Annotated in this window: 15 protein-coding genes; 5 read left to right on the forward strand and 10 right to left on the reverse strand. The window is 71.5% G+C overall.

Going from position 1 to position 17578, the window contains the following annotated elements; all coding sequences use genetic code 11:
- Positions 1-8 precede the first annotated feature (8 nt).
- On the reverse strand, positions 9-2354 hold the full coding sequence (locus ACWCRJ_RS10795; RefSeq protein ID WP_450938954.1) for a serine/threonine-protein kinase: 2346 nt from the start codon (positions 2352-2354) through the stop codon (positions 9-11).
- A gap of 316 nt (positions 2355-2670) precedes the next feature.
- Positions 2671-3603, reverse strand: a complete 933-nt coding sequence (locus tag ACWCRJ_RS10800; RefSeq protein ID WP_450938955.1) for a VOC family protein — start codon at positions 3601-3603, stop codon at positions 2671-2673.
- A 502-nt stretch (positions 3604-4105) separates the two neighbouring features.
- On the opposite strand from ACWCRJ_RS10800, the gene ACWCRJ_RS10805 reads away from it, so the two are divergent.
- Positions 4106-4753, forward strand: coding sequence for a TetR family transcriptional regulator (locus ACWCRJ_RS10805; protein WP_450938956.1), 648 nt, complete (start codon positions 4106-4108; stop codon positions 4751-4753).
- A gap of 168 nt (positions 4754-4921) precedes the next feature.
- Here the strand turns inward: ACWCRJ_RS10805 and ACWCRJ_RS10810 are convergent, their stop codons facing one another.
- Complete coding sequence (locus ACWCRJ_RS10810) at positions 4922-5410, reverse strand: nitroreductase/quinone reductase family protein (protein ID WP_450939178.1); 489 nt, start codon at positions 5408-5410, stop codon at positions 4922-4924.
- Between the two features lie 35 nt (positions 5411-5445).
- Positions 5446-6687: an acyl-CoA dehydrogenase family protein gene (locus ACWCRJ_RS10815; protein WP_450938957.1), complete on the reverse strand. Its 1242-nt coding sequence runs from the start codon at positions 6685-6687 to the stop codon at positions 5446-5448.
- A gap of 370 nt (positions 6688-7057) precedes the next feature.
- Here ACWCRJ_RS10815 and ACWCRJ_RS10820 point away from each other — a divergent pair, with 370 nt between their 5' ends.
- The 3 genes from ACWCRJ_RS10820 (at position 7058) to ACWCRJ_RS10830 (ending at position 9471) form a co-directional block, all read left to right on the forward strand.
- Positions 7058-8170, forward strand: coding sequence for a thiolase C-terminal domain-containing protein (locus ACWCRJ_RS10820; RefSeq protein ID WP_450938958.1), 1113 nt, complete (start codon positions 7058-7060; stop codon positions 8168-8170).
- A 124-nt stretch (positions 8171-8294) separates the two neighbouring features.
- Entirely contained in the window at positions 8295-8720 is a 426-nt protein-coding gene (locus ACWCRJ_RS10825; RefSeq protein WP_450938959.1) for a pyridoxamine 5'-phosphate oxidase family protein, read from the forward strand.
- A 13-nt stretch (positions 8721-8733) separates the two neighbouring features.
- The gene (locus tag ACWCRJ_RS10830; RefSeq protein WP_450938960.1) at positions 8734-9471 is read left to right on the forward strand and encodes a pyridoxine/pyridoxamine 5'-phosphate oxidase; all 738 of its coding nucleotides are present in this window, start codon (positions 8734-8736) and stop codon (positions 9469-9471) included.
- 92 nt (positions 9472-9563) lie between these two features.
- Here the strand turns inward: ACWCRJ_RS10830 and ACWCRJ_RS10835 are convergent, their stop codons facing one another.
- The 6 genes from ACWCRJ_RS10835 to ACWCRJ_RS10860 all read right to left on the reverse strand — a co-directional run bounded on the left by ACWCRJ_RS10835 (position 9564) and on the right by ACWCRJ_RS10860 (position 13752).
- On the reverse strand, positions 9564-10346 hold the full coding sequence (locus ACWCRJ_RS10835) for a class I SAM-dependent DNA methyltransferase (protein ID WP_450938961.1): 783 nt from the start codon (positions 10344-10346) through the stop codon (positions 9564-9566).
- On the reverse strand, positions 10346-10972 hold the full coding sequence (locus tag ACWCRJ_RS10840) for a GNAT family N-acetyltransferase (protein WP_450938962.1): 627 nt from the start codon (positions 10970-10972) through the stop codon (positions 10346-10348). Before ACWCRJ_RS10840 ends, ACWCRJ_RS10835 begins: the two co-directional genes overlap by 1 nt.
- A gap of 24 nt (positions 10973-10996) precedes the next feature.
- Entirely contained in the window at positions 10997-11401 is a 405-nt protein-coding gene (locus ACWCRJ_RS10845; protein ID WP_450938963.1) for a Zn-ribbon domain-containing OB-fold protein, read from the reverse strand.
- A 33-nt stretch (positions 11402-11434) separates the two neighbouring features.
- The gene (locus ACWCRJ_RS10850; protein ID WP_028797060.1) at positions 11435-11881 is read right to left on the reverse strand and encodes a DoxX family membrane protein; all 447 of its coding nucleotides are present in this window, start codon (positions 11879-11881) and stop codon (positions 11435-11437) included.
- 101 nt (positions 11882-11982) lie between these two features.
- A complete protein-coding gene (locus ACWCRJ_RS10855; RefSeq protein WP_450938964.1) occupies positions 11983-13470 on the reverse strand; it encodes an AAA family ATPase in 1488 nt (495 codons plus the stop codon).
- A gap of 75 nt (positions 13471-13545) precedes the next feature.
- Positions 13546-13752, reverse strand: coding sequence for a hypothetical protein (locus ACWCRJ_RS10860; RefSeq protein WP_450938965.1), 207 nt, complete (start codon positions 13750-13752; stop codon positions 13546-13548).
- Positions 13753-13949: 197 nt separating this feature from the next.
- Between ACWCRJ_RS10860 and pglX the strand changes: the two genes are divergently transcribed.
- The gene (gene pglX / locus ACWCRJ_RS10865) at positions 13950-17546 is read left to right on the forward strand and encodes a BREX-2 system adenine-specific DNA-methyltransferase PglX (protein WP_450938966.1); all 3597 of its coding nucleotides are present in this window, start codon (positions 13950-13952) and stop codon (positions 17544-17546) included.
- Positions 17547-17578 lie beyond the last annotated feature (32 nt).

The following is a 17578-nucleotide window of genomic DNA, read 5'->3' on the forward strand; positions in this document are numbered from 1 at the left end:
TCGCGGCCCTACGACGTCCGGGCCGTCCCCGTCCCCTTCTCCGCGTCCAGCGCGTACACGCACCGGTCCTTGCTGCACGCGTACACGACGCCGTCCTTGACGACGGGCGACCCGGTGATCTCCCCGCCCGTGGCGAGCTTCCACCGCAGTCGGCCGTCGTCGGCCTTCAGCGTGTACAGCAGGTGATCCGTCGAGCCGAAGTGGATCCGTCCCTCCGCCACCGACGGCGCGCCGACGATCTCGCCGCCCGCCTGGAAACGCCACTTCGGCGTGCCCGTGACCGCGTCGAGGGTGTAGAGCCCCTTGCCGCTGCCGACATGGACGTGTCCGGCGGCGACCAGGACCGGCTCCAGCGAGGAGCGCGACTCCGTCGCGATCCGCCAGCGGTCGCGGCCGTCGGTCGCGTCCAGGGCGTAGACCGTGCCGAGGTAGTCGGCGAGGTACACGCCGCCGCCCGTGACGGCCGGGCCCGGCGCGAACGTGGGCGCGGAGAGGAAGACGGCCGGTGCCTCGAAGTGCCAGCGGACGTGGCCGCTCGCGATGTCGACGGCGAGGACGCGGCTGCCGGCGGAGACGTACACATAGCCGTCGGCGGCCGGTGCCAGCCGTACCGGGACGCCGCCGCAGGAGGCCGCGTCCCCGATGGGGTACGACCAGCGCTCCTCGCCCGTACGGGCCTCCAGCGCCCGCAGCCGGGCGTCCTTCCAGATGTAGACCGTGCCGTCCTGGACGACCGGTCCGGCCTCGGGGGACTCGAAGTCGGTCTGGGCGCCGGTCAGCTCCCAGAGCTTCTGCCCGTTGGACGCCTCCCAGCCCTGTACGCCGCCGCCGCGGGTGGCGGTGACCACGGTGCCCCGGTCGGCCTTCAGGGAGTACACCCAGGCGTCCGTCGACAGCCGCCACAGGTCCCCGCCCTCGCGGGCGTCGAGCGCGAAGAGGGTCGGTCCGTCGGAGGCGTGGATACGGCCGTCCGCGACCGCCATCGACCAGGCGACGTCACGGGTCTTGAAGCGGCGCCGGCCGGTGGCCACGTCCAGGGCGTGCACCTCGAAGGAGGTGACGTAGACGAGGTCGTCGGCGACGGACGGGGTGCCCCACACGTCGTTCGACATGCGGAAACGCCAGGGGCGCCAGCCGGAGGGCGCCGCCTCGGGGGTGGCGGGCGGGGCCACGGCGGGCGCGGGGTCGGCGCCGTTCACGCCGGCGCGCGGGCGGGACCAGGACGCGGCGAGGCCCGCCTCGGGCGGGGGCGCCTTCACGGCGGCCGCGCGGGCGTCGGCGACGCGTGGTCCGGGACCGATGGGCACCTGGCCGCCGGCGAGCCGTACGGGTCCGGTGTCGGGGGCGCCGACCGGGGCGGGCGCGGGGTCGTACGGCGGCGGAGGCGGGGGGACGGGGGCGTTGGGGCGGCCCCCGCCTCCGCTGCGGCCGGAGGAAGGCTGCTGCTTGGGCGCGGGGCGCCCGCCGCGGCGGGTCTCGATCATGGTGACCGCCTTCTCGGGCAGCCACGCCGACGCCGTACCGCTGTCGTCCGAGCCGGAACCGAAGAGGTGCGGGGCGAGCTGGGCCTGGAGGTCGGCCGGGCCCGGGCGCGCGGTCGGGTCCATCTGCATACAGGACTCGATCAGCGGGCGCAGGTCGTCCGGGAGGCCGGAGAGGTCGGGACCCTCGCGCAGCAGCATGAAGACGGTCTCGACGGGGTTGGCGCCGTGGAACGGGGCGTGTCCGGTGGCGGCGAACACGAGCATCGAGCCGAGCGAGAAGACGTCGCTCGCGCCGGTCACGCTGCGCGAGTCCTTCGCCTGCTCGGGCGACATGTACGCGGGCGTCCCGACGGCGACGTTGGTCATCGTCAAACGCGTGTTCGATACGCCGGACGCGATGCCGAAGTCGATCACGCGCGGCCCGTCCTCGACGACGAGCACGTTGGAGGGCTTCAGGTCACGGTGGACGAGCCCGGCGCCGTGGATGGACTGCAGGGCCTCGGCCACGCCCGCGGCGAACCAGCGGACGGCCTGGACCGGCATCGGACCGCAGTCGTTCACTATTTCCTCGAGCGAGGGCGCGGGGACGTACGCGGTCGCCAGCCACGGCACGGCGGCCCGGGGGTCGGCGTCGACCACCGCCGCCGTGTAGAAGCCGGACACCGCGCGGGCGGCCTCGACCTCGCGCGTGAAACGGACCCGGAAGAGCTGGTCCTCGGCCAGTTCCGTCCGCACCGTCTTGATCGCCACACGCCGGCCCGACGCCGAGCGCGCCAGATAGACCAGCCCCATGCCGCCGGCACCCAGCCGTCCCAGCACCTCGAACGGCCCGATCCGCCGCGGATCGTGCTGCGTCAGCTGATCCACCACTTGCCCTGCCACCTCCCCGTACGGACCGCGACACCCGTGTTGTGCGCGCGACCCCGTGCAGCGTCTCACCACCGCACCGCCCTGGCGGCACGCACCCCGATTCTTCCTGTACCGGGGGCAGGTTGCGAACCCGGGGGCGAGTCGGGGTGTCTCAGGACAAAAGCACGTTGTCCGCCTCTCGGGAAGCGGGAGCCCGGATGGTGGGACACCGTGGCGAGCCGCGTACCACCGGCGCACAACCCCGTACGTCAGCCCGCGCGGCGGCCTCGTCACGCCCCCGGAGCGCCCGCGCGAGCCGCGAGCCGGGCGCTCGACCTCAGCCCTTCCGGCCGCGGCCTTCTCGCTGGTCAGCGTCGCCCTCCGGGGCGTCCGTGCGGCGTGCGCCCTCCGGTGGGGTGTCGTCCTCCCGCCGGTCGTCCCCCTCCTGCAACAGTTCGTCCGGACGCTGTTCGACCTGGTCCGTTCCCTGCGGCGCTTCCCGCCAGCCGTTTCCGTTCCCCCGTTGCAGCAGCGCGAAGGACGCCCCCTGATTGTCCGTGACGACCGCCACATTTCCGTACGAGGTGTCGAACGGCGGCACCTGGACGCGCCCCCCGAGCCGGGTGACGGTCGCGAGCGCCGCCTCGCGGTCGTCCGTCCCGAAGTGGACCAGGAAGTGCGGCGGCATCTCCGCCGGGAAGACGTCCGTGAGCGTGGCCCGGCCGAAGTCCGGGACCGCGTCCGGGCCGAAGAGGGCGTCGTGGAAGAGGTGCGCGTAGAAGGAGTTGGCCGCCTTGGTGTCCCTCGTGTACAGCTCGGCCCACGCGAACGTGCCGGGCGCGTGGCGCCGCCCGAAGCCGGTGTGCGCGCCGGCCTGCCAGAGGCCGAAGACGGCGCTCTCGGGGTCGGTGGCCAGCACGGCCGTGCCGAGCGTGCCGACCGGGGTCGGCGGGGTGATCACCTGACCGCCGGCCGCGGTGATCCGGGCGGTGAGGGCGTACGCGTCCGGGGTGGCGAAGTGCACGGTCCACACCGTGGGGAGGCGGCCGTCGGGCTTGGGGGCGAGGGCGGCGACGGGGGCGCCCTCGACATGCCCCCACACCTCGTGCGCGCCGTCTCCGGGGGCCACCTTGAAGGTCCACCCGAAGAGTTCGCCGTAGAACCGCTTCCCCGCCTCCACGTCGGGCAGCTGGGCGTCCACCCAGCAGGGGACGCCCTCGGGGTACGGGACGCTGCCCGCCCCGGTGACGGCACCCGTCTCATCGGCCATAGCCCCAAGCTAAGGGCGGCGCACGCGGGGCGCGCGTCGGGCGCGTCCGTATTGGGGGACTGTGCGGTGGGCTCGGGCGGTCGGGGTGCGTGGGCGGTGCGTCGGCGGGTGCGTCGGCGGGTGCGGGTGAGTGGGGGTCGCTCGCGCGGTTCCCCGCGCCCCTGAAAAGCAGGGGCTGCGCCCCGTGCTTTTCAGGCCGAAGGGCTCGGGGCTTTCGGGCGCAGGGCCTGGTCCTTCAGGGGCGCGGGGAACCGCGCGAGCAACCACGGACCACCCGCAGCCGAAGTCACACACACGCACGCTCGAAGGGGCGCGGGGAACCGCGCGAGAACCCCCACCCACCCGCAGCCGAGGACCACCCCCGCCCCAAGAACCCCCACTCACCCGAAAGACACGCGCCAACACACTCCGTGATCACCGCACGAACCCCTAGGTGACGCCCCTGCTCCCCATTTGCAGTCGGCCGAATCGCGCTCCGATCACCCCTCGGTAAGCTGACGGCATGACAGGACAAGTGCGTACCGTCGACGGCCGCGTGGCCGGCCGACGAGGGCAGGCGACCCGGCAGAAGCTGCTCGACTGCCTCAGCGAGATGCTCAGCTCGTCGCCCTACCGGGACGTCAAAGTCATTGATGTCGCCCGGAAGGCGGGGACTTCACCCGCGACCTTCTACCAGTACTTCCCGGACGTCGAGGGCGCCGTCCTGGAGATCGCCGAGCAAATGGCCAGCGAGGGCGCCACGTTGACGCGCCTCCTCGAAGGCCGCTCCTGGGTCGGCAAGGCCGGCTGGCAGACCGCCCAGGAACTCGTCGACGGTTTCCTGGACTTCTGGCGCAGGAACGACGCGATCCTCCGCGTCGTCGACCTGGGCGCCGCCGAGGGCGACAAACGCTTCTACAAGATCCGCATGAAGATCCTGAACTCGGTCACCAACTCCCTGTCGGAGACGGTCTCCGAGCTCCAGGCGAAGGGCCGCGTCGACAAGGACGTGAACCCCGCGGCCCTCGCCGGTTCCCTCGTCGCCATGCTCGCCTCGGTCTCCGGGCACCAGAAGGGCTTCCAGACCTGGGGCGTCAAGCAGGCCGAACTACGGCCCAACCTCGCCCTGTTGGTCCACCTGGGCATCACCGGCAAGAAACCGACGAAGTAACCAGGAGCACCCGGGCAGGCCCCGGATCAGGCCCCGGACGCGATTCCTGTCACGCAGACGGCACCCTCGACCGAGGAGTGCCGCCTGCCGCGTTCAGGGGCACTTGGGGGGCGCCGGAACAGTCAGCCGCACACGAACATGCGAAGACACGACCCCGAGAGCGCGGACTCACCGCCGCACGATCCGGAACACCCGTATCTCCCGGTCCACTCGCGCCTGATACGTCGAGTACGGCGGCCAGAACCGCAGCAACTCCTTCCACACGGCGGCCCGTTCCTCCCCCGCCAGCAGATGCGCGGTGACGGGGATGTCACGCCCCTTCCAGTTGATCTCGGCGTCGGGATGGGCCAGCAGGTTGGCGCTCCAGGCCGGGTGGCCGGGGCGGCCGAAGTTCGACCCGATGAGCACCCAGCTGTCGCGCCCCTCCTCGGGCATACACGCCAGCGGCGTACGACGCGGCTCCCCGCTCCGCGCCCCGGTCGCCGTCAGCACGACACCGGGCAGCAGCTGCGCGCTGAGCAGCACCCGGCCCCGGGTCGCCCGGTGCACGGCGCGGTCCAGCGCCGGTATGACGTGCGGCGCGACCCGGGCGAACGCCGGAGCCGAGGACACCTTCTGCACCAGCCGCACACCCATGCCCTTCATGCCCTCGGCCATCCCCGCCGCCCTTTCCGCCGCCCTTTTCGAAGCCATCAGCCCCGCACCGCCCTCTGCTCGCCCGGCCCGTCGACCGTGAAGACCCCCGCCATGTCGGCCGCCCGCCCCCGCAGCCGGTGCACCGGCCCGAAGAGCGCCTCGTCCCCCGCCGCCCGCTTGAAGTACAGCTGCGCCTCGTGTTCCCACGTGAACCCGATCCCCCCGTGCAGCTGGATCCCTTCCCCGGCCGCCATCCGCAACGCGTCCAGCGCCTGCGCGAGCGCCAGGCCACCGGCCCGCTCGCCGCCGGGCGGGGCGGCCGCCGCCCAGGCGGCGTAGTACGCCGCCGACCGGGCCGCCCGCACCCGCACGTAGACATCCGCGAGCCGGTGCTTCACCGCCTGGAACGACCCGATCGGCCGTCCGAACTGCTCCCGCTGCCGCGCGTACGCGACCGTCCGCTCCAGCACCCGGTCGGCGGCCCCCACGGCCTCCGCCGCGAGCACCGCGGCGGCCGCGTCCCCGGCCTCGGCCAGTACCGACAGCACACCGACGTCGGCGGAACCGGCCTCCGCTCCCAGCAACTCGGCTTCCACATCCCGGAGTTCGAGCCGGGCCACCGGCCGCGTCTCGTCGATCGAGGTCTGCCGCACCCGCACGAGGCCCCCACCGGCCCCCGCTTCCCCGTGCGGCGCCCGCACCAGGAACAGCAGGGTCCGCGACCGGGCGTACCCCCCGGCATGCGCGGCCACGAGCAGCAGGCCCGCGCTGTGCCCGTCGAGGACCTGCCCGGCCTCCCCGTAGAGCCGCCACCCGTCCCCGACGCGCCGTGCCTGGACGCCGCCGGCCCGGCCACCGCCGACCCATGCACCACCGTTGTCGCAGGTCAGCGCCAGTGCGGTGGTGAGGGCGGTGCCCGGTACGGCGAGGGCCGCGGTGAGCCGGCCGGAGGTGAGGCGGGGCAGCAGTGCGGCGCGCTGCCGCTCGGTGCCGAGAGCGAGGATCAAGGGCGCGACGAGCACCGATGTGGACAGCAGCGGCGACGGGGCCAGGGCGCGCCCCAGCTCCTCCGCGGCCAGGGCGAGTTCGGTCGCCGAGCAGCCGACACCGCCGTACCTCTCGGGGAGCGCGAGCCCCGGCAGCCCGAGCTGTTCGGAGAGGGCGGACCAGAGCCCGGCGTCGTACCCCTGCCCGGTCCGCACGGCGGCGCGGACCTCCTCCGGACCACAGCGCTTGAGCAGCAACTCCCTTACTGTGCGCCGGATTTCCTCTTGCTCGGCGGTGAGGCGGGCGTCCATGGGCGGTCCCCCTTCCACTCCCCCAACGTCATCTGAACTCTCGATCTGACGGTCCGTCATATTAGGCCGGAAGGCAACCGAAGCACAGGGTTGCCACCCGCTCATCTGATGTACCGTCAGATTCATGACCGCTGCGCCCCCCACACCCGGACCCACCGGCCCTCGTGACGCGGCCCGCCGTGACGCGGCACGAGCCGATACGGAACGAGCCGATACGGCACCGCCTGACGCGACACGTCCTGACGCGACACGTCCTGGCCCGGCACCTGCGGAGGCGACGCATGCGGAGGCGACGCGTCGAGCCCCCGCACGTCGAGGCGGCGGCCGGAAGGTCGCGATCGTCGGGGTCGCGCTGTCCGACTGCGGCCGGGTGGACGACGCGACCCCGTACGCACTCCACGCGCAGGCCGCCCGCCGGGCCCTCGCCGACGCGGGGCTGGAGCACACGGCCATCGACGGCCTCGCCTCGGCGGGCCTCGGCACACTGGCGCCGGTGGAGGTGGCCGAGTATCTGGGACTGCGGCCCACCTGGGTGGATTCCACCTCGGTCGGCGGCTCGACCTGGGAGGTCATGGCGGCCCACGCGGCGGACGCGATCGCCGCCGGGCACGCGAACGTCGTCCTCCTCGTCTACGGCTCCACCGCCCGCGCGGACATCAAGGCGGGCCGCCGCACCGGCAACCTCTCGTTCGGGGCGCGCGGCCCCCTCCAGTTCGAGGTCCCGTACGGGCACACCCTGATCTCCAAGTACGCCATGGCCGCGCGCCGCCACATGCACGAGTACGGGACGACCCTGGAACAGCTGGCCTCCGTCGCCGTACAGGCCCGGACGAACGCCGCGGCCAACCCCGAGGCGATGTTCCGCACGCCGATCACCGTCGACGACGTCCTCTCCTCCGCGCCGATCGCCGACCCGTTCACCAAGCTCCACTGCTGCATACGTTCCGACGGCGGCGCGGCGGTCCTGCTGGCGGCGGAGGAGTACGTACCCGACTGCCGGCCGACGACGCCCGTCTGGGTCCTCGGCACCGGCGAGTACGCCTCCCACACGACCATGTCCGAGTGGCCCGACTTCACGGTCTCCCCGGCGGCGGTCAGTGGCCGCCTCGCCTTCGAACGAGCCGGCGTACGCCCCGCCGAGATCGACTTCGCCGAGATCTACGACGCCTTCACCTACATGACCCTCGTGACGCTGGAGGACCTCGGCTTCTGCGCGAAGGGCGAGGGCGGCGCCTTCGTGGAGAAGGGCCGCCTGACCCTGACCGGTGACCTCCCGGTCAACACCGACGGCGGCGGCCTCTCCGCCCAGCACCCGGGCATGCGCGGCCTCTTCCTCCTCGTGGAGGCCGTACGCCAGCTGCGGGGCGAGGCGGGCCCCCACCAGATCCCCACCCGCGACGGCACCCCGCCCCGCCTGGCCGTCGCGTCGGGCACGGGCGGCTGGTTCTGCTCCTCGGGAACGGTGGTGCTGGGTCGGGGATGAGCCGCCCTCCTCGTCCGGCAGCGGAACATGCGGCGGAACAGGCGGCGGAATAGGCGGCGGGGCAAGGGCGCTGAACCGACTCGGCAGACGAAGACGTCCCCGTTTCGGTCCCGGAGGAAGTGACATGGCACTGTCCCGCAAGGAGCGCGAGGAGTTTCTGGCCGAGGCTCAGGTGGCCGCGTTGGCGGTGGACGCCGGGGAGGGGAGGGCGCCGCTGACGGTGCCGATCTGGTACCAGTACGCGCCCGGCGGCGACATCTGGATCATGACCGGGTCGGACACCCGCAAGAACCGGCTGATCCAGGCGGCCGGCCGCTTCTCCCTGATGATCGACCGGCTCGAACCCACGATCCGCTACGTCTCCGTCGAGGGCCCCGTCACCGACACGTCCCCCGCCACCCTCGACGACCTCCGCGAGATCTCGGCCCGCTACCTCCCGGCCGAAAAGGTCGACGGCTACGTCGACTTCGCCTCCCGCAACCACGGCGACCAGGTCATCATCCACATGCGCCCCGAGAGGTGGGTCTCGTCCGATCTGGGCACGGTGTGAGACCGTCCCACCCGTGATCGAACCCCCTGACCGGCCGCAGTCCCCCTCCCCGGACCCCGCACAGGCCCCCGCCCCGCCGTCCACCCCGTCGTCCGATGTCGTCCGGATCCTGCGAGGGCTGCGGGTCTGGGATCCGAAGGTCAGCGCACTGCCGTTGTTCGACCCGGCGGCGGCACCCGCCGAGCCGCTGCCGCTGTTCGCCACCTGGTTCGGGGAGGTCGTGGCGGCCGGGGAGGTGGAGCCGCACACGATGTCGCTGGCCACGGCGGACGCGGAGGGCCGGCCGGACGTCCGTACGGTGATGCTGCACGACGTGGACGCGCGGGGCTGGCACTTCGCCACCCATGCCGGAAGCCGCAAGGGCCGCCACCTCGCGGCCCGCCCGTACGCGTCCCTCGGCTTCTACTGGCCCCTCCTCGGCCGCCAGGTCCGGGTGCGGGGCCGTGTCACCGTCGAGCCCGTCGAGGTCGCCCACGCCGATCTGCACGCCCGCTCGACGGGTGCGCTGGCCGCCGCCCTCGTGGGCCACCAGAGCGAAGTCCTGCCCTCGTACCAGGAGTTGGAACGCGCCTCGGAGGCCGCCTGGGAACGCGCCCGGCGCGAGCCGGAGGTGGCCGTGCCCTCCTGGACCGCGTACGTCGTGGAACCGGACGAGGTGGAGTTCTTCCAGGGGGACGCGCGGCGACGGCACGTACGGCTGGACTACCGGCGGGAGGACGGCGGTTGGGTCAGGGAGCTGCTCTGGCCGTGACGGACGGGGGCGGACGGGGGCGGACGGCCCCCTCGGAACAAGCCCGGAACAGGCCCGAACCAGGCCCGAACCAGGCCCCCATCAAGCTCGGATCAGGCCTTCTCCCACACCGACACATGCCCGGTGCTGTCGTTCGTGAACGGCTCCCCGTTCCACCCCGCCCAGCGGTCGCGCAGCCGCATCCCGGCCAGCCGGGCCATCAGATCCAGCTCGGCCGGCCAGACGTACCGGAACGGGATCGACCGGTACACCGGCCGCCCCTCGACGACCGTCAGGTGGTGCGACCGCATCCCCTGCGTCGCCACGTCGTACGTGTCGAACCCCAGCCGCGTCGGCCCGACATGGAACGGCACCGCGTCCTGCCCCGGCGGCAGCCGCCGTAGATCCGGCACCCCGACCTCGATCACGAAACAGCCGCCGGGCAGGAGATGCGCGGCGGCGTTGCGGAAGCAGTCCACCTGGGCGTCCTGCGTGGTGAGGTTGTTGATCGTGTTGAAGACGAGGTAGGCGACGGTGAAGCCGGGACCGTCCACCCGCGTCGTGGCGAAGTCCCCGACGGTGACGCCGATGTCCGCGCCGCCCGGCTTGGCCCGCAGCCGCTCTACCATGGCCCGGGACAGGTCGATGCCGTGCACCGGCACGCCCCGCCGGGCGAGCGGCAGGGCGATGCGCCCGGTGCCGACCCCGAACTCCAGCGCCCGCGCGTCCCCTCCGGGCCCGTCCGCGAGAGCGGCGAGCAGGTCCACCGCCGGGTCGACGGCCTCCGCGGCGAACATGGGGGAGGCGGGATCGTCGTAGTGCGCGGCGACGGCTTCGCCGAAGTAGCCGTCGGGGTCGTCGACGGTCTCGTACGCGAGTCGGTCGTCCGCGCTCATCAGATCCCTTCCGGGGTCGGGTCGGTGGCCAGCCGCGCGTGCAGGTGCGCGTCCCGGAAGGCGTCGTGGCGCCCCTCGTCGAACGCCGCCCCGCGCATGGTCCCCTCGTACCGGAACCCGCACAGCTCCGCGACGCGGCAGGACGCGGCATGGCCGACGACATGGTCGAGTTCGAGCCGGTGGATGCCGAAGTCGGTGAGGGTCCAGCGGGCGGCGAGGTCGAGGGCGCGGGTGGCGACCCGGCGGCCCCGGGCCTCGGGGAGCACCCAGTAACCGACGACGGCCCGGCGCATGGACACGTCGATCCCGCTCAGCCCGACCAGCCCGAGCGTCACACCGGTCTCCGCGTCCGCGACCCGGAAGGAGACGGTCTTGCCCTCCTCGTCGGACTCGGCCCGCAACCGGAGCGACTCCCGGGCGCCCGCGAGACTCCCGTCCAGCGTCATGGGCGTGTTCCACCGCCGGAAGTCCGGATCGGCACGCCCCCGGAACCACGCCTCCACATGGGCGTCGGACGCCACGTCCCACGCGCCCAGCCGCAGCCCGTACCCGTGCGGCTCGGTGGAGGACCCACCTGGAGAAGGATCGGGGAACGGACCGGCGGATCGCTCATCAGTACGGCTCACGCCCCCATTGAAACGCGCGCCCCGTCACGAGCGCGCGCGAAATACGGGCACCACCACGCCCCCGCCCTCCCGGAAGACGACTTCCAGCCCCATCCCCACCCGCAGGTCCCCCTCCGCGCACTCCACCACCTCGGTCATCATCCGCGGCCCCTCGACGAGATCGACGACCGCGGGGACGTACGGCGTTCGTTCCCCGAAGGGCGGCAGGTCGTTGCGGTGGACGACGGACCAGGTGTAGAGGGTGGCGCGCCCGGAGGCCTCCTCCCACCGCACGTCCTCGCTCCAGCAGTACGGGCAGAACTCGCGCGGATAGTGATGAGCGCGCCCGCAGCCGGCCGCAGCGCAGCGCCGCAGGAGCAGCCGCCCGTCGGCGGCGGCGTCCCAGTACGTACGGGTGAACTCATCGGCCTCGGGCAGATCGAACCGCATGCCGCTCCTCCCACCGCTCCTCACGCGCCCCCGTCAGAACAAGCCCAACGCGCTGTCGACGGACCAGGTCTGCCAGGACATCCCGAAGAGCCCCACCACCGAGATGAGCGCCATCATCGAGTTCTGCCCCTGCTCGGCCCAGTCGTGGATCATCAGCACGAGATAGAGGAGGTTGAGCAGCAGCCCGCCCACGAGCGCGACCGGGGTGAGCACCCCGAGGATCAGCCCGAGCCCGAGGGCGAGTTCGGCGTAGACGACGACGTACGCCATCGCCTTGGGCCGAGGCTTGACGACCACGTCGAACCCGCTGCGCACCGCCCCCCACCGATGCTTCTCCGCCACCCCCGCGGCCCACTCGATCCCGGCCCCCTCGAACCACGCCCCCTTGTCCTTGTGCCGCCAGCTCTCCAGCCACCACAGCCCGAGCCCGATACGAAGAACAGCCAGCCATTCGGCACCGCCGAGCCAGATCGACTCCACGCACATCGCCACCCTTCCGCGCCGCAGCGGGATTTCTGACGGTACGTCAGTTCAGCGGAGCGGGAGTGAATGCGCAAGAGACTCGTACGGGCCTACGGAACCTAGGGCACGAACCCGACCGGCATGGACCGCCCGTAGAGTTCGTCGAGACCGACCAGCAGCACACCCCCTCGTTCGGCCGCGGTGCGCAGCGCGTCGCTGAATCCCGCGGCACTGAAGAAGGCCAGCCCGCAGTGGTCGGTATCGAAGCCCCGCCCGGCGAGCAACTCGCGAGCCCGGTCCAGCCGCTCCAGATGGCCGACTCCCAGCACGGTGCCCCATTTCGCTTCTCCCAGGAGGCCGACAGAGGGCCGTCGTCCTCCGGAACCCGGCTCGACGACAGCCACATCGACCTGCAGCTGCCGACGCTCCGCAGAGTCGGTCACGACGCCGCTGCCGACCTCTCCCAGCGAACCACTGAGCAACGACCGCCCCGGCCCGATCACATACTCACGGCAGACCGCCTCGAAGTGCGGTCCGGCCACCTGTGCCGCGAACCGCTCGGCCGCCTGCCCCCACACCTCCACCGCCTGGCCGCTCTCCAGCCGGGCCCAGGCGGGACGCATGACGGCCTCGTAGAAGTTGATCAGCGGTTCGGTGATGCGGTACTGCGACTTGCCCGCCCGGAAGACGTCGGACTCCCGCACCAGGAGATGGCTGTCCTCCAGGACATTGAGCGGGTGCGAGATGTCCACGGACTTGCGGCCGATGTATCCGGCGATGCCACCGCGCGTCGAATGGCCCTGCGCCACGGCGGCCAGGACCGAGTGGTACAGGGCCGTGTCCCGGATGTCGGCCTCCTCGGCCAGCAGGTAGCGCGCCTCACGGAAGAGCGGGCTGAACGGGGAGAGGACCGTGCGGCAGATCCAGTCATCGAATGCTCGCAGGCTCTCGGGCACGTCGTCTGCCAGGAACTGTCGGCGGTACGCGGGCGTACCGCCGACGACGGCGTGCAGTCGGGCCGCGAGGGCGGGGTCCCCGGCCACACCCCAGAACTCCGCGGCGGCCCGGTAGCCGAAGGGCCTTACGACGAGTTCGAGCTGAGCTCGGCCCCGGAGGGGCGCCGTGCTTGCCAGCAGCCCGCCCATGACCGACATCGCCGAACCGCAGAGGAGCAGACGCATACGGCTCGCCCGCGTCTGATGTCGATCGATCTCGCGCTGGATGAGGGAGGGGAGTTCGGGAGCGACCTTCACCAGATAGGGGAACTCGTCGATGACGACGAGACGCGAAGACGCCTCGCCCGTTGCCTCCTCGGTCGCAGACGCGAGGCCGAAGAGATAGGAGATGGCATCGTCCCACGTCGCGAAGGAGAAGGACGCGGCGGAACCCACGTGCTCGGCCAGGGCGGCGCTGAACTGGCGAAGCGACTCCGTGGCGGTGCCCGCCGTGGCCCCGAAGTAGAAGCCCCCGTGCTGTTCGACGAGGGCCCTCAGCAGATACGTCTTGCCCATCCGGCGCCGACCGCTGACGACCCCGAGCATGGCCTGCGGCAGGGGCCGGTTCACGAAGGCGACGAGAGCCTCCCACTCGGGCCCACGGTCGAACACATGGGGAGGTTTGACCGACCCCGCCTGACGCCTCACGACTCCCCCTTAGGAATGCACTCCTAAGGAGTGTACTCCTTAGCTATGGGAGCCCGCGAGGAATCCCCTGGCCGCGAGCCCCAAGGTCGCCAACCCCAGGAACGCACCCCCTCCCGTCGCCAGAACCACGACCATCTCCCCGCCGACCGCCCGGACGGCACCCGCCGCGAGGACGGCGCCCACCAGGGCTCCCAGCAGGATGAGCGCCAGCCAGATCCCTCTGAACGCCCTGTCATTCCCCTCCATGGGGCACACCTCTTCCGCAGCACCGGCTCTCACGAGGCGGCCGCCGGTTGACGGCCGTTCGAGTGACCAGCGTAGAGGGGTCCGCCAACACTCTCCACTATTTACGACACTCTCGCGGTGATAATCTCGCCGCAAGGATGCAATGACTGGACCGACCGGCAAGAAAAGCTGTCGTCGACCGTGGAAGAAGAGGGGCAATGCCGTCTCGCGCCGACCTGCTCGGGGACCTGCGGCGGATCAGGTCGGAGATCGAGCACGATCTGACCACGCGCGCTCCCTCCGATCCCGCCGCCGACGGGATGCGAGACGAGTACGAGGCCGCTCGGAAGCAGTTGCTGACGGCGTCGACGTGGCAGGTCTGGCTGCAGGAGCAGCTCTCGCAGATCGCGACCGGTTGGGTCCTGGCCACCGTGATGATCCGGTTCTGCGAGGACAACGAACTGCTCGACATCTCCTTCGCCGCACGGCAGGCCGGCGAAGGAGATGTCGACGAGCCCGGTGCCGAGTCCGGTGCGGACAGTCCGGCCGGCGATCCGATCGTCTCCGCCGTGGACCGACTCTCTTCCCATCCCGCCATGGCGTCCGTCTTCAGCAGAAGCAGCCACCCCATGTGGCGGATGCGGCCGAGCCGCGAAGCGGGCCAGTCGCTCGTCGACTTCTGGCGGCGTCGGACCCCGGACGGGTTCCTCGTCCACGACTTCCAGGACTCATCACGCGACACGCGATTCCTCGCCGACCTCTACACGGGCCTGAGCGACCAGGGCCGGAAGTCCCATGGCCTGGTCGTCACGCCGGACTTCGTGGTCGAACTGATCCATGACCTGACCCTGGACCCGGCACTGGAGGCCCTCGGATCGACAGCCGGGCCGGCCGGATTCCGGATGATCGACCCCGCCTGTGGATCGGGTGGGTTCCTGCTGGACGCGTACGCCCGTCTGTGCCGTCGCTGGTCCGACGCCCGCCCCGAGATGAGCGCATGGCAGCGCGCCGCCCGGGCGCTCGCCTCGGTCCACGGATGCGACGTCGATCCCTGCGCTGTCAGCATCACGCGTTTCCGGTTGCTGGTGGCCGCCATGGACATGGCCCGGGCACAGAGCCTGGTCGACGTACCTGATCTCCCACTGGTGATCGCGACAGGGGATGCGCTGCTGCACGGGCGGGTCGGTGACCCTCTCGGCCCGGGATCCACCGGTTTCGGATCTCCGACCGACATCGACGAGTACGCGGAGCGCCACGGCCTGTTGCGCCTGTCCTCCTATCATGCGGTGACGAGCAATCCCCCGTACGTCACCGTCAAGGACAAGGCTCTCTTCGCGGCCTACCGCGACGCGTACGAGAGCTGCGAAGGGCTCTACGCCCTGTCGGTGCCCTTCACCGAACTTGCTGTACGTCTGGCACTGCCGGGCGCCTCCGCGGGGCGGATCGGCCTCTTGGTGGCCAACTCGTTCATGAAGCGCGAGTTCGGCCGCAAGCTCATCGAACACGTCCTGCCACGGGTGGTGCTCTCCCACGTCATCGACACCTCCGGGGCCTATATCCCCGGTCACGGCTCGCCGACCGTCATCCTCATCGGGCAGAACCGCGTGCCGACACCGGAGGTTCCCGTTCACTTCGTCGTGAGCCTCCGTGGCGAGACCCGCGGTGGCGACCTTCTTCCGGCGGTACCCGGCGAAGCGCCGGTCTGGCAGTCGCTGCGCCGAGCGGCGTTCACTCCCGGTGCGATGGACCACTGGACCGAGTCCTACCTCCAGGAACGCGGAGAGCTGAACGTGTTCCCCTGGAGCCTCACACCCTCGGCGGCTCGGGACGTGCTGCGTCTCATGGAGAACGGGGAGCGGCTTCGCGAACACGTCGCCCGCATCGGGTACGCGGCCAACACGGGTTCCGACGACCTGTTCTGTTCCACCCCCGCCTCCTTCCGGCGCTACGGCGTCGAGGAAGCCGCCACGGTCCCGGTACTGACCGGGTCCGAGGTCCGCGACTGGTCCTCGCGCGCGCCCATGCGGGCGTTCTTCCCTCGCACCGGGAACGGCAGGGAACTCATCGACCTGGACCGCTTCCCACGCCATCGGCGACGTCTGTGGCCCTACCGCACCGTGCTGCGACAACGCCGCGGAACCAACAAGTCGTCCCCGTGGTACGACTGGCATCAGTTCGCGCTGGACTGGGACGCCCACCCGTGGTCGATCGTCTTCCCCTGGGTGGCCACCCACCCTCACTTCACGGTTCTCCGCGGCGGTGCCGTACCCCTGAACTCCGCGCCGGTGATCAAACTTCCGCCCAGCGCGACGGAGTCGTCCCATCTCGGACTCCTCGGAGTGCTCAACAGTTCGGCCGTGTGCTTCTGGCTGAAGCAGGTGAGCCAGAGCAAGGGCCAGGCGCACATCGGCACGCTCCGAGGTGGTGAGGCCTGGGAGAAGATCTACGAGTTCACGGCCGGCCGTCTGCTCGACCTCCCGCTCCCTGACGCCCTCCCCCTGGCACTGGCGGAGGAACTCGACGGGCTGGCCACCGAGTCGGCGGCCTGCCTGTCCGACATCTCCGCACCGGACGCGGACCTCACCGCCCAGACACTCGACTCGGCCAGGGAGCGCTGGTTCTCGATCCGGGCGCGGATGATCGCGCTCCAGGAGGAGCTGGACTGGCAGGTGTACGCGTCGTACGGGATCGTCGACGACACCGCGGGGCTGACTGGCACGGTCGAACCCCCTCCCCAGAAAGTCGGTGAACGGGCGTTCGAGATCGCGCTCGCCAGAAGGATCGTGAGCGGCGAGAACGGAGCGTCGTGGTTCGCCGACGATCCGGAGGGGAAGTGGTTCACGCGCCATGGGGCCACCCCCATGACCGAGATGCCCGAGCAGTGGCCTGCCGAGTACCGGGACCTCGTACGGCGCCGTGTGGAGGCCATCTCCCAGAACGCGTTCCTGGCTCTGTTGGAGCAGCCCGAGTACAAGCACCGCTGGGTCGCTCCGGACTGGGACGACACCGTCCAGAACATCCTCCGTGAGCGCCTGCTCGACCACTGTGAAGCGGATCGGCTGTGGTTCGAGGCCACGCCGACCGGTCGGCGTCCGGTCACACGGACGGTGCGGGAGCTGGGCGAACTGCTCGCCGAGGACGATGAGTGCCTGTCTCTGCTCTCGGTCTACTCGGACCGGAAGCACACGTCCGAATCAGGCATCCCACGCGTGTTGCTGGACCTGCTCGCCACCGAACACGTGCCCCAGGCGGCGCCGCTCCGGTACCGGCCGTCGGGCCTCGCCAAGCGACGTGCCTGGGAGGAGCTGTGGGAGTCCCAGTCGCGGGACGACAAGCGGGGTCACGCCGACACGACGGATGTGCCGGAGCCGCCCCGATTCACCACCGCGGACTATCTCAAGCCCTCCTACTGGAAACAACGCGGCAAGTTCGATCTGCCGAACGAGCGCCTCATCTCTTTCGGTTCGTCCATCACCCCCCTGTCTCCGATGACCTTGCTCGGCTGGGCGGGCTGGGACGCCCGCGAGCGGGCACAGGTGCTGCTCGACATTCTGCAGACGGAATCCCACGCCCACGCGCACCGGCCCGAATCCGCGCTGGCGCTGCTCTCGGCGCTCGCGGAGGTGCTGCCCTGGATCACCGCCGTCGACCGCGGCCTCGGTCCGGTCATGGCGTCCGACGATGACGAGCGGTTCCGGGAAGGCTACGCACGCCATCTCACCCGCCTGGGCCTGTCCGCCGCGGACGTGACTTCATGGCGCCCCGCCGCGCCCCGGCGGGGACGGCCGCGCAAAGGGGTGCAGGCGCAGCGGTAGTTCCCACGGCCGAACCTCGCACGGTCACCGCA

This window comes from Streptomyces sp. NPDC002324 (genome assembly GCF_053593335.1).

Excerpts from the sequence above, each read along its gene's own strand:
- ACWCRJ_RS10800 (WP_450938955.1), bottom strand. The coding sequence starts at position 3,603 with ATGGCCGATGAGACGGGTGCCGTCACCGGGGCGGGCAGCGTCCCGTAC.
- ACWCRJ_RS10805 (WP_450938956.1), top strand. The coding sequence starts at position 4,106 with ATGACAGGACAAGTGCGTACCGTCGACGGCCGCGTGGCCGGCCGACGA.
- ACWCRJ_RS10810 (WP_450939178.1), bottom strand. The coding sequence starts at position 5,410 with ATGGCCGAGGGCATGAAGGGCATGGGTGTGCGGCTGGTGCAGAAGGTG.
- ACWCRJ_RS10815 (WP_450938957.1), bottom strand. The coding sequence starts at position 6,687 with ATGGACGCCCGCCTCACCGCCGAGCAAGAGGAAATCCGGCGCACAGTA.
- ACWCRJ_RS10825 (WP_450938959.1), top strand. The coding sequence starts at position 8,295 with ATGGCACTGTCCCGCAAGGAGCGCGAGGAGTTTCTGGCCGAGGCTCAG.
- ACWCRJ_RS10835 (WP_450938961.1), bottom strand. The coding sequence starts at position 10,346 with ATGAGCGCGGACGACCGACTCGCGTACGAGACCGTCGACGACCCCGAC.
- ACWCRJ_RS10845 (WP_450938963.1), bottom strand. The coding sequence starts at position 11,401 with ATGCGGTTCGATCTGCCCGAGGCCGATGAGTTCACCCGTACGTACTGG.
- ACWCRJ_RS10860 (WP_450938965.1), bottom strand. The coding sequence starts at position 13,752 with ATGGAGGGGAATGACAGGGCGTTCAGAGGGATCTGGCTGGCGCTCATC.
- pglX (WP_450938966.1), top strand. The coding sequence starts at position 13,950 with ATGCCGTCTCGCGCCGACCTGCTCGGGGACCTGCGGCGGATCAGGTCG.